Origin of the sequence: Sphingobacterium sp. NGMCC 1.201703, assembly GCF_047784615.1 — a bacterium.
GTDB lineage: Bacteria > Bacteroidota > Bacteroidia > Sphingobacteriales > Sphingobacteriaceae > Sphingobacterium.
In genome coordinates this window covers 221,524-234,652 of the sequence record NZ_JBLOHD010000010.1, presented here as the reverse complement: position 1 = coordinate 234,652, position 13,129 = coordinate 221,524, and the positions used below count along the sequence as shown (strand labels likewise).

Annotated in this window: 6 protein-coding genes; 1 reads left to right on the top strand and 5 read right to left on the bottom strand. The window is 39.8% G+C overall.

Annotated features, from left to right (window positions below; translation table 11 throughout):
- Nucleotides 1-28: 28 nt before the first annotated feature.
- The 4 genes from ACK8HY_RS19620 to ACK8HY_RS19605 all read right to left on the bottom strand — a co-directional run bounded on the left by ACK8HY_RS19620 (nt 29) and on the right by ACK8HY_RS19605 (nt 7,709).
- Nucleotides 29-1,303, bottom strand: coding sequence for a glycoside hydrolase family 88 protein (locus ACK8HY_RS19620; RefSeq protein ID WP_416134555.1), 1,275 nt, complete (start codon nt 1,301-1,303; stop codon nt 29-31).
- 161 nt (nt 1,304-1,464) lie between these two features.
- Nucleotides 1,465-2,733 carry a DUF2264 domain-containing protein gene (locus ACK8HY_RS19615; RefSeq protein WP_416134554.1) on the bottom strand — a complete coding sequence of 423 codons (1,269 nt, stop codon included), beginning with the start codon at nt 2,731-2,733 and terminating at the stop codon, nt 1,465-1,467.
- Between the two features lie 154 nt (nt 2,734-2,887).
- Nucleotides 2,888-4,576 carry a RagB/SusD family nutrient uptake outer membrane protein gene (locus ACK8HY_RS19610; protein ID WP_416134553.1) on the bottom strand — a complete coding sequence of 563 codons (1,689 nt, stop codon included), beginning with the start codon at nt 4,574-4,576 and terminating at the stop codon, nt 2,888-2,890.
- A 13-nt stretch (nt 4,577-4,589) separates the two neighbouring features.
- The gene (locus ACK8HY_RS19605; protein WP_416134552.1) at nt 4,590-7,709 is read right to left on the bottom strand and encodes a SusC/RagA family TonB-linked outer membrane protein; all 3,120 of its coding nucleotides are present in this window, start codon (nt 7,707-7,709) and stop codon (nt 4,590-4,592) included.
- A 139-nt stretch (nt 7,710-7,848) separates the two neighbouring features.
- Between ACK8HY_RS19605 and ACK8HY_RS19600 the strand changes: the two genes are divergently transcribed.
- Nucleotides 7,849-11,709 (top strand): response regulator, encoded by a 3,861-nt coding sequence (locus ACK8HY_RS19600; RefSeq protein ID WP_416134551.1) that lies wholly within the window; start codon nt 7,849-7,851, stop codon nt 11,707-11,709.
- A gap of 170 nt (nt 11,710-11,879) precedes the next feature.
- Here ACK8HY_RS19600 and ACK8HY_RS19595 read toward each other — a convergent pair whose 3' ends face one another.
- On the bottom strand, nt 11,880-13,106 hold the full coding sequence (locus ACK8HY_RS19595; protein ID WP_416134550.1) for a glycoside hydrolase family 88 protein: 1,227 nt from the start codon (nt 13,104-13,106) through the stop codon (nt 11,880-11,882).
- Nucleotides 13,107-13,129 lie beyond the last annotated feature (23 nt).

The following is a 13,129-nucleotide window of genomic DNA, read 5'->3' as shown; positions in this document are numbered from 1 at the left end:
TAGTTTCCGTTACCCATAGATAATGCCCCTATTGCTTGATCACTTTTTCGCCATTGAGCATTCGGTCATATCTGATCAATGCCTCTACGTAATAATAATCGGCATAAGTCAATGGCACATCTACCTCCGTTTTATGCGGAATAGAACCAACACTATGTTTCAATATGTAACCCCCAGCTTCTTTGTAATCTGCCTTGTAAGGTTTCGAAGAAAGCGACTTTAACATCTGCTCAGCTTTGGAAATGTACAACTGACTTTCACTGCTCTGTGTATATTGCGCCAATTCCAACAATGCAGAAGCAGTGACCGCAGCAGTAGAAACATCTCGCAGATCCTTTTGATTATAATACTTACTTTCCTTGGTCAGTTTATTTTGGTCCATATCCCAATACGGAATCAGATCCTCTGGAAGATTGGGATGATTAAGGTAAAACTTAGCGATGTTCCGCGCTTGTTCCAGATATTTCTTTTCACCGGTTTCTCGGTACATCATGGTATAGCCATATAATCCCCAAGCTTGTCCTCTTGCCCAAGCAGACTCATCGAATGCTCCTTGCGCTGTTTTTCTCGCGATTATGCTTCCATTATCCGGATTATAATCCACCACATGATAAGAACTGTAATCTTTTCGATAATGATTGACCATGGTCGTATTCGCGTGCTGGATAGCAATATCCCGAAACCTTTTGTCCCCCGTCATTTTGGATACTTCGGTCAGAAATTCCAGGTTCATCATATTATCGATAATAACAGGATATGTCCACGGTTGCCCGTCCCAATTCTTACCACCGTCCCATGAGCGGATGGTTTTCGGAGCTTCGTGAAAACGTGTTGCCAATGAAGCCGCACCAGTACTTAGCACTTCTTTGTAAGCTGTAGAATCACCTGTCAACCGCAATGCATTACCAAAACTGCAATATAGCATAAACCCAAGATCATGTGTTCCTTTATTGTTCTTCTCTTTTTCTAAATGATTTAGTTTCCGCTTTGCCTCATCCAACAACTTCTCGTCTTTTGTATATTCATAAAGATAGAGCACTGTACCTGGATAAAATCCGGAACACCACCAACTAGAACCCCAATTGACATATTTTCCATCTTTATACGTTGTGGGAATATCCGACTCCTTTATGGAGGCGGCCAGATAGGTAATCTGTTTATGTGCGTCTTCAAGATTGGTTTGGACAAATTCCTTGTTAAGTCCCAATTCGGCTGTTGTTAAATTCTTCTGACTGGAACATGAGATTGCCTGTAGACCAAGCCCGATCATTAATGCTCCTGAAATATAGTGTTGTAGCTTCATATTAGTATTGAGTATTGAGATATGAGTATCAAGATTTTACTTATACACGTCTAAGACCTACCTAGTATCTCTTTTTTTTTTAAATTCTATCTGTTATCTATTTAGTATTGAGACTTGCGTATTGAATTTTTTAGTATTTAGATTATGAATAAAACAAGGGATTAGTAACTGACGTAATAATCTTTGGGAAACTCTTCCGCATTCCAGCATTTCTGCGAAGTCCATTTTTGTGGAGCACAGGTCCAGAACTCATCTGTAGCAGGTAATCCCAACGGGAGGAACGACAGTGAAGCCACATACATTGATCCGGCATTGGTATAGTAATCGGCCAAATTAGACTGTTGATCTCCAACGACACCCATACGAAGCCATCCAGAAGGAGCAAACGTTTTGTCGATGTAGATGTGCCGGAGTACCGCAGTCAATGCTGCTCTTACCTGACCCTTTGAAATATCGTCAGGTAATTTATTTTCTAAAGCTACAGTTGCCAAAGGCTGAAATGCGGCATTTTTATAAGTAGAGGAACGTCCCACAACCACATAATGCCCTTCAGGCGATATCATCCGTTCCAGATGATGTGCATAGCGCTGCATGCGTTTATAGGCACGTTCATACATTTCTTTGTATTTCTCACCAGCGGGGATATTATGACGTAGTGATTCCACTTGCATGCAATGTATTACATAACCATTGTAATGGTCAAAGCTAAAACGTGCCCCATCACTATACCAACCATCGCCAACATACCATTCCTGATCAAATTTATTGACCGCATAATCTATTTTCTCACGCGCGCATTCCTCGCCAGCACTATATAAGAAAGTTTCGGTCATTGCAGCAAAAAGTAACCAATTACTTTCATTCGGTTTGATCTTACGCAATAGTTTGAATTCTTCGATAACCCTTTTTTTGGTTACCTGATCCAATGGTTCCCATAGCGCTTTGGGTGCTCTCAGAAACGCCAAAGCTAAATGCGCTGCATCTACCAGCGTTTGCGATGAAGGTCCCCGCCATGTAAAGTAATCCGGGGATTTTGGATCCACACCATATTTTATACCCAATAAAGCTTGATCACGTAATTTTTTACGAAGTTTCCCCTCTTCTGAACTGTCATCGGGTAATGCCAACCAAGGCGACATTCCTGCCAGCAATCGACCAAAAGCCTCTAGGTAACCCACCCCTGGATCTCTGCTATCAAAAGTAGGACTTACTTCCATCGGCATATTTTTGCGCCATTGCTGCTTGCTGATATTATTCAATATGGGCGCGGCCATCTTATTTAATATTGAAACCCAATAAGCGCGATCATTTCCGGTATAACTTATACTTTCTTTATGTAAGACATTTGCCTTCACGTCCATCGGCAACAATGGTGTCAGTGCACCAATCCCAACGCCACCTAATAATTTCAATACGGATCTTCTCTTCATCGATAATGGTTTATAAGTAAATATGTGCTCAACAAACACACACAAAACATTAAAAATCTTTATTTTAATACAGAAAAACAAGCTAAAAAGAATCAATCGCTCTGGCAAACGATTGCGCGAGCGATTGATCCGTAAATTTGTTACAAATCAAATCTTATTGCCATTTAGGATTCTGTACCAAATTCGGATTTAAGGACAATTCTGAGATAGGAAGCGGCCAGAGATAATCGCGAGCGGGATCAAATTTTCTCGTCGCTGCTGTTTGTGCGATTACATATCCTTCAGGCGTAAGACTCACAACAGGTTGTTCCGCATATTCGCTTTTGAAAAACTGAATGCCTAACGTAGGTAATGGCAATACCTTTTCTGCAATTTTCCAACGGATAATGTCCCAATAGCGGTGTTCACCTTCCATTGCAAATTCGACTCTACGCTCTCTTCTAATTTCTTCTAATACATTCAATTGATGATCTAAAGCAAAAGCATTTGTCAATTTTGGCATTCCAGCACGCTCTCGAACGATATTCAACGATTTATTCAGGTCAGCATCTGAAATATTTCCATCTAGTTCATAAACTGCTTCTGCATATGACAACAACACCTCAGGATATCGAATAATTTTATGTTCATTAAAGCTCGCTTGGTTCACCCAATCCGTATCATTAAAATATTTGAAGGTTTTATAGCCAGTTTGTGTAAATGAAAACATAGGCTGGTATTTAGAGCCATTGATATAAGTATCTCCGGTTTTAAAAACAGTCATTGCCAAACGAGGATCCTTATTTTCAAATTCCGTTAAGGTGCCTACACTAGGTTTATAATAAGGAGATCTATTTGCCCCATCTCTAGGTAGACCATCGATATATAAATAAGCGTCTACTAAATAACGCGTGGGAGTAATCGCACCTTGTTCTATATTCCTGCTATAATTGTGCGTTGATATTCTATCCGTCATATCTTTACCATATAAACGGGGTAATATGACTTCCTTATTTGCATAACCATTCCCTTCTTTTTGAAAAAGATAATAATAACTCTTTGCCGGGTCAGCTCCATAAGTAAAAAGCTTAAAATAGCCTGTTGAAATAATATCGTTGGCCGTATTTTTCGCTAATGTCAGGTGCTTTTTTGCATCTCCAAACTGATGATACTTTTCAAAAGTCCCTTCAAAAAGCGCAAGTCTAACCTTAAGCGCCTGAGCAACACTCTTATTGATCCGCCCGTAATCAGTGGATTTTGTCGCACTTGCTTCAGGCAAATTTTGGATCGCGTAATCCAGGTCGCTATAAATCAGATTGACAACTTCGTCACGTGTTCCTCTTGGCGCTTGCAGTAATTCATCATTCAGATTTAATGTCCGGGTTATGATCGGCATTCCCCCAAATCTCTTGAGCAATTCTCCATAAGCATAAGCTCTAAAAAAACGTGCTTCAGCGCTATATTTCGTTATAACAGCCGCATCTAGCGACATCTTTTCTGCCTTTTCTAAGACAGTATTTACTGCGCGGATTAGCTGATAATTATTTGTATAATCCCCGCTACTATTAGGCACCAAGCGAGATCCATCGCTGATTGAATTGTTACCTGTAGAACGAGAGTCATCAGTCCAATTTGCGGCGCTATTTTCGCCAATTCCTGGCAAGAAGGTATAAAGATAATTTACACCCATCAACAAGTGCTGTTCGGTTTTCCAAAAAGACGCATCTGTCACCCTAGTCTCATCTATCTTATTATCTAAATCCTTCATACATGACGAAAATAGAATATTGGCCGACGCAATTAGGACTCCCAATTTTGCCGCTCTCTTTATGATGGTTTTTGATTTATTTATTTCGATTTTCATAATTTCCCTGGTTTTAAAACGTAACATTTATCCCTAATGTGAATGAACGGAAAAATGGATATCCGAATGCCTGTCCATTTGGCGTTTCAGGGTCATAATAAGGATTCCATGATTTTTTAAATTCAAATAGATCTTCGCCGGAGAAAAAGACCCTTAGACGTTCTATTTTCGCTCTTGTCGTCAATTCCTTTGGTAAGGTATACCCCAGTTGGATATTTTTCATGCGTGCGTAAGCTCCATTGACTACCCATTTATCCGAAATTCTTGTATTACTTCCACCTCCCATGACTGGTCTTGGGAACATTGCATTTGGATTTTCTGGCGTCCAGTAATCTTTATGGATGGCCCAGGCCTGTCGCCAGCTTTCAACATAAGGAAGGGTCAAAACGGAAGGCAGTAAAAACTCTCTTTTCCCAACACCTTGAATAAATGCACTAAAATCAAATCCTTTATAATTAAAACCTAGGTTCAATCCAAAAGAATATCTTGGATTCTGAGTACCGAGGTATACTAAATCACCTGGATCCTCTAAATTACCTTTACCAGAGGAAATAATTCCATCACCATTTACATCAACATAGCGAATATCTCCAGGCCCCAAATTCGGGTTTTGATGATTAACCTGATTATTTTTTATCTCATCAGCATTTTGGAAGTAACCATCCGTACGGTATCCAAAAATTGAATTTTTAGAATATCCTTCTAAAAGAGAAACGAGACCGCCACTTAGGCTGGTTCTATTTAAAAATTTAACAACCTTGTTGTTATTATCTGATAAGTTAGCTCCAATAGTATAATTAAAATCCTCACCGATTTTATCACGCCAATTTAAGCTAAGCTCCCAGCCCCAAGATTTGAAATCGCCAATATTCGAACTAGGGCTGCCAATACCAAATACACCAGGCTGCGTTATGACCCCATATGTTCCTTTGGTTTCACGCCAAAAATAAGAGAATGATCCATCAAGTTTTCTATTGAACATCGCGAAATCCAATCCAACATCGGTATTTGTAACTTTCTCCCAGGTTCTTAGCGGTGAAGCGGCACTTCCAATCCAATAGTAAGTATTACGTACATTATTAAACGGATATGCATCTCCCTTGGATAGCGCATTTATATAATCGTAATTATTGGCCCGTGGATTATCGCTATTAGGATCATTTGCCTGTTTACCCCAAGCTGCACGCAATTTTAATTCATTAAAAATTTTGGAAGCATTGCCAAACCACGATTCATTGTTTATACGCCAGCCTGCTGAGACGCCAGGTAAAGTAATCCAGCGGTTGGCTGGTGATAAACGTGAGCTTCCTTCCCGATTTAACGTTCCCTGAATAATATACTTCTGGTCAAAAACGTATTGTGCGGTACCAAAGAAAGAAATCAATGTATTGGTTTGTATATTGTCTCCAACACTAGTGTTATTTTTATCCCCAAATTGACTTAAAGCCAATACATCATCCGTAGGGAGATTCGATGCTGACGCACCAATATAATCGTAACGATAATCATCATAACGATATCCTCCACGTACTAACACCTCGTGCTTTTCATTAAACGTTCGATTATACTCACCTACAGCTTGCCAATTGTTCGTTAATGTTTGAGAACGCCCCTTGATGATTGAATTAAGATTAATTCCCCCTGCCCATCCAGTTCGTCCATTTACATTATACATTGGAACTGGGATTCTGGTATTATTATCATTCTCCATCACAATTCTAGGACTATACAACAGGCGTAGCTTTAAACCCTCCGTAAAAATATCTTTTGCCCCAAGCTCAAAACTTCCGCCAATTTCTTGGATGACATTATTGTTACGTCCGCCATCCTTTAATAACCCAACAGTTTCTCCAGCAGCACTTCCGGCGGCATATTTTGTATCACCACTTTCTGGAAGATATATAGGACTAATACTCCTTGAAGAAACAATATTATAAATCAAACCATAATCATTACTGGCTCCTAAAACACTTGAGTTCCTCTCCGATCTACTGTATAATATTTTAGAGTCCAAGCTAAACATCTTGGAAAGTTCCCGATGATAATTAAAACGTCCATTCAAACGTTTATAGTCATCTGGTCCAAATCTAAAAATTCCTTTATCCGTGATATAACCCAATGAGAACAAGTAATTATCCTTTTCTGTACTACCTGAAATAGATAGATTTTGATTTAAACGTGTTGATTTATCTTTCAATAAAATCTCCGGATAATTATAATTGCCAAAATATTGATAGGCAGTGGGGTTCGTTGGGTTAATTCTATAATATTGATTAGGATCCTTCATCAGAGCAATTAACTCTGCTGACCAATCTGGAGATTGACCAGCGTTTATACGAGCGAGGTTCTGCATCTCAGCCTCCTCCCAGCTATTAATCCGCTCAGGAAAAAGTCCCATCTTTTTCGCCGTCCACATCCCCTGATAGTTTACCTTCAATTTTCCCTGACCAGATTTTGTCGTCACAAGAACAACACCCGCTGCTCCCCTAGATCCATATATGGCCGTTGCCGAGGCATCTTTAAGAATAGAAATACTTGCAATATCGTCTGGATTGGTATAGGTCAAAGAACCGGGAACACCGTCAATAAGTACCAATGGGTTAGATGAACCCGTAGATAGATCTCCACGAATATTAACTGAAAAGCCCTCGGCACCGGGTTGTCCACCTGAACGAGTCACAACTAATCCAGGCGCAGCTCCTTGCATTGCAGACATCACATTGGATATTGGACGAGAGTCTAACACTTTCTGATCTATGGTAGAAACTGAACTCGTCAAATTTGCCTTTTTCTGAGTTCCATACCCTACAACAACAACTTCATCAAGTGCCGAATTGCCACTCTCCATCGTGACATTAACTATTTTGCGATTGTTTAACACTATCTCTTGGTTTTGATAGCCCACATAAGAGATTACTAGCGTAGCATTAGGGTTAACGGACAAGGAATAGGTTCCCGATGCATTTGTAGAGGTCGAGATCGTCCCTCCTTTCTCTCGAATTGTAACACCTGATAATGGTGTTCCCTGACTGTCTTTGATTTGTCCCGTTACATTTATTTTCTGCTGGGCATGAACTGCACCTACAGAAAACAAAGTCATCGCGGACAATCCAATTGCGTAAAACTTAGCCATACTTAGGAAATTGGTTTTATAATTAAAAATGGTTACTTAACTATGTCAAAATTGAGCAAGAACAACTATTTAGTAGGGTGATTTTTATAAATATTAAGGGGTAAAATCTTAAATTTGATGTTGTAAACCCTATTTATCTATGAATTTTCCAGTAAAACAGATCCAAAACATGGTCATTATTGTATGGCTACTTTGTCCATTTTTGTCCTGTTTCGCCCAGAGCTTCAGTTTTGAAACACTGACACAGGATAATGTCCTGGACAAACAGGCGGTACTGACAATTGCTCAGGATAGACAGGGAAAACTCTGGTTTGGCGGGGGAAGCAACCTATTTATATACGACTCCAGAAATGTGACGAATGTCTTAGTTTCTGATTCAATTTTCAAAAATGTAGATTACATCAATAAGATTAATATCAATGCAAGGAATGATCTTTTTATCGCAACCGCAACGAAGATCTTCATTTTTAATATCGACAAAAGAAAACCTGTCTACCAACGAAACAAACCATTTACTTCCCCTTTAGTGATTCATGATATTTATGTTCAAGATGAACGGACGATCCTCTGTGGCAATAAGGGACTTTATCTTGTCACACCTTTAGGAAATTCCTACAGCATACAACCGATCCTGACCCGCAGCCATGTCCAAGCTATTATAGCTATTGATTCGACAACATATGCAATTGCCAGCGATAGCGGTATTGAATTCTGTACACTCAAAGAGAATAAAATAATACGCATCGAGCGTATCTCATTACCACTAAAAGATCAGGGTATTGTCAGCTCTTTGTATTATCAAAATGGCCTATTATGGATAGGAACAAAACTGCAGGGCTTACTTCAATATCGACTATCGAACAAGCACTGGCAGCATATTCACGAGGCCAACAGCAACCTTTTGAGTAATAATATTCGAAAAATCAATAAAGGCCCTAATAACACCTTGTTGCTGGGCACACTAAAGGGACTTTCTGTTTTTACGGGTAGTACAACTTTTACTAATTACAAACACAACACTTTGGTGCCGCATTCGTTAAGCCAAAATTCCATTTATGATATATTTGTTGACGATCAGCAAATTATTTGGTTAGGCACTTATTTTGGAGGGATCAACGCTATTTATCCGAACATGGTTCCCCTGCATGTATATTCAAGTCGGGGTTCGTCTCAAAACAGGCTAAATAGTGATATTGTTGGTAGTTTTGCAGAGTCTCAAGATGCTTATTGGATTGGAACCGAGGAGGAGGGAATAAATTTTTTGGATAAAAAGACAGGAACAATACAGTCCCTACCTCAACTATCACGGTCCAATCTGGTCAAGGATCTGTCCATACGCAACAACCTCCTCTATGCGGCGCAACATGGCGGTGGCTACTCCATCATTGATGTAACGACCAAAACTGCGCGCCATTTCCTATTGGACAAGAATCCCCTTCATTTAAAAAATAATATCTATAGCATCTACGCCGGAATAGACAATTATCTTTACCTGGGCACAAATGCAGGTTTATATATTGTACCTCCCGGGAAACCCGCATATCCCATCAAAGAGCTTTCTACTACATTAACGGATATCCAAGCGGATAACAAGAATTGTGTTTATTTTCTATTAGGAGGGAAGATTTACAAACAAGATCCCGCGACAAAAGTGATTCGACTTTTTACCGATCCAAAATTATCCATTCAAGGATTTTATGTCCACCCTGATGGTGATATCTGGTTTACAACTGCAACGGGATTGTATCGTTGGGGCGATAGCAGACCGCTGGCTCATTTTCACAATAACACGCTAGGCTGGCCTATTATAATCGACAAACATTTTTGGATCAGCAGCAAAAATGGGCTAATTTTCTTCGATCCAGCGACAAAGTTTCATACTGTTCTCAATCAGTACGACGATCTTCCCGTTAAAAATATGCAAGGAGCTAAGGTTTATAGCAGCAAAGCTGGTGTTTTATTCGTGACAACATTGAACGGTTTGGTTTCGATCGACACCCGCAGAATCACTTTCAATCAGAAAAAACCAAGTGTGCTTTTTAGAAATATATTTCTTGAAGATACTCCCTTAAACTATGGCCGTATTCAGAAAAGTGATAAGCCCAATGATTATCAGTTGCAATTGCGTTATGACGAGAATTTTATCACCGTTAATTTTTCAAGCTCCAATTTTATCAAGCCCCAGAAAAATAGATATCGCTATAAACTAGAAGGTTTTGATAAAGATTGGATAGAAACGAGCACCCCGAGTGTCAGGTATACCAATATACCTGAAGGACAACATACACTTACAGTATATGCCAGCAATAACGATGGTATCTGGAGCAGCACGCCGCTGCAAATACACATCGATATAAAACCACCTATCTGGAGAACCTGGTGGGCTTACCTGTTATACGCAGGGATCTTTACATTGGGAGTGCACTTTGTTATTCAATTTGTCGTTGAACGCCAAATGCTGATCAATTCAGAACGGGAACAGGAAAAGAAAATTAAATTCTTCACACAGATTTCGCACGAGATACGTACACCATTAACACTGATCACTGCGCCATTGGATGAAATCATCAGCGAAACTGCCAACTTATCCTCTACTCAATCGAAAATAAAACGGATTAAAAAGAATGCGGCTAAGCTATTGGGGGTTGTTAACGAACTGCTTGATTTCAAAAAATTTGATGACAAACACTTTATCTTGAAACGGAACGATATCCCTTTCAGGGAATATATTGAAGATACATTCTATCTCCTCAATGATCTTGCACAGCATAAACATATCAATTATTATATCCGACAATTGGATGCAGTAGGTTTACAGTCTGTAGACGCTGTTCAATTTGACAAAGTCATGTTCAATCTATTGTCAAATGCCATCAAATACACTCCTGAATATGGCACAGTTTATCTTGAACTGCTGGAGAACGGAGACAGCGTCATTATCAACATTGTTGATAACGGGATCGGCATTGCCACAGATAATCAATTCAAGATCTTTGAGGAATATTATCGGGAAGAACAAGCAAGCGACAGTATAGGTACTGGTATCGGGTTAGCCTTAACCAAACAGATTGTCCTACAGCATCAGGGTGAAATCCGTTGCTTTACGCTAGAAGATGAAAAAGAAGAATGGACGGTGTTCAGCCTACGCTTACCAAAGCACTCGAAAACCCACATATCCTCTCCTACTGATTCCCCAGTAACCGTAATTGATGAATCCAATTTTTCAGAACCGGCTGTCTTGGATAGATCTTTGCAACAAACTCTTCTCATTGTAGAAGACAATAAAGAGCTCCTCGACACCATCGTCCATTTGTTTCAGGAGAGTTATAACATCATCACGGCTCTCAATGGAGAAGATGCCCTATCAAAAGCACAAGAATATATACCAGATCTGATTCTATCCGATCTGATGATGCCTTATATGAATGGGGTGCAATTATGTCAAGCAGTAAAGACAAACATAACAACTAGTCATATTCCTGTTATCTTACTGACGGCAGTGACAGACAGTGACTCTCAGACACAGGCTCTGCAATATGGAGCTAACATCTATTTAACAAAACCTTTTGACAATAGACTACTGTTCCTATCCGTACAGAACCTCATCGCGATCAGTCATAAAAAGAGTAGGGAATTTCAGGTTAAAAAAACAGATTTCGACAATGAACTAGACGCCCAATTTATTGCAACGCTGGATCAACTGATCGAAGATAATATGCAATCGGATGACTTTGATGTGAATTTTATCTCCCGAAAAATGGGAATGAGTACACCTATTATTTACCGAAAGCTGCGCGCAATATCCAGCCTATCTATCAATAACTATGTCAAGATGTACCGGCTTAATAAAGCTAAGGAGTTGTTAAAGTCCTCAATGAATGTCAGTGAAGTCGCCTATGCTGTTGGATTTTCTGAACGAAAGTATTTTAGCAGGGAGTTCAAGAAACAATTTGGGTATAACCCTTCGGAACAGCTAGCCGATTCTCGCGAAGATAACTAAAATACCGAACCCTAAAATAAAGGGATGAACAAAATTGGGCAAACCAATTGCGCCTATAAGGGCACTATTACATTCACTAGCCGAAAAGAGCCTAGGGCAACGCGAATAAAAAAACAGGGGCGTCCGAACTAGACTTCCCCTGTTAATATGACCTTAAATCTTTATTGAATTTATTTAGCGATTTCTTTAATTATGGGTTGGCCATCCAAGAGCCTTTTATAACGCACCAATGCTTCTACATAATAGTAGTCCGCATAGGTCAATGGTACATCAACCTCCGAATTTAAAGGAAGCGCCCCTACACTATGCTGAAGAATATAGCCACCATTTTGGCCATAAGCAGCCAAATAAGGTGCTTGCGATAGATTTTTAATTATTGTCTCGCCCTTGTCGAGGTAAAGTGCCGACTCACTGCCTTTAGTATATTGCGAAAGCTCCAGTAAGGCCGAAGCATACAACGCAGCAGCAGAAACGTCCCTTAGATCTTTATTCGGATACATTTTATCAGACGCTGCAATCTTATCCTTATCAAAGTCCCAGTAAGGAATCAGATCGGATGGTAAATTTGGATTATCAAGAATATATTTCGCTATCTGCTGAGCCTGCTTTAAAAACTCTTTTTTCTTGGTTTCACGGTACATCATCGTATAACCGTATAGGGCCCAACCCTGTCCCCGGGACCAGGCTGACTCGTCAAATGCACCTTGATGTGTCTTTTTGGATCGTACTTTGCCGGTATTCTTATCGTAGTCGATCACATGGTAAGAACTATAATCTTTCCGGAAATGGTTTTTTAATGTAGTTTCAGCATGGGTGACCGCAATATCATAGTATTTTTTATCCCCTGTTATTCTGGATACCTGAGTCAAAAATTCCAGGTTCATCATATTGTCTATAATAACAGGGTAATCCCAAGAGCCGTGATCCCATGAACGGATGGTTTTTGTCTTTTGACTATAACGTGATGCCAATGAATTGGCCCCAGTTGTTAAAACCGGCTTATATTGTTGCGTGTTCCCAGTCAACCGAAGGGCGTTTCCAAAGCTACAGAATAACATAAAGCCCAGATCATGCGTCCCTTTGTTATTCTTTTCCTTTTCCAGATAGGTTAATTTAGCCTCCGCTTTCTTTAATAGGTCCTGATCTTTGGTTCCTTCATATAGATAAAATAAAGTTCCTGGATAGAATCCCGAACACCACCAGCTTGATGACGAAAAAACCTCCTTGCCATTTTCAAATGTTTTCGGAAACTTATCCGCTGGGGTTTCCTTATCCAAAACTTTAATCTGTCTGGCGGCTGCGTCAAGCTGCTGTTGTACAAAATCATTCGACAGTTTCAGTTTTGCCGTTTGAGCCTGAGCCAGGGTACACGTCCCCATTGCAGCCCATAAAATCATAAAAATTTGCTTTTTAAGTTTCA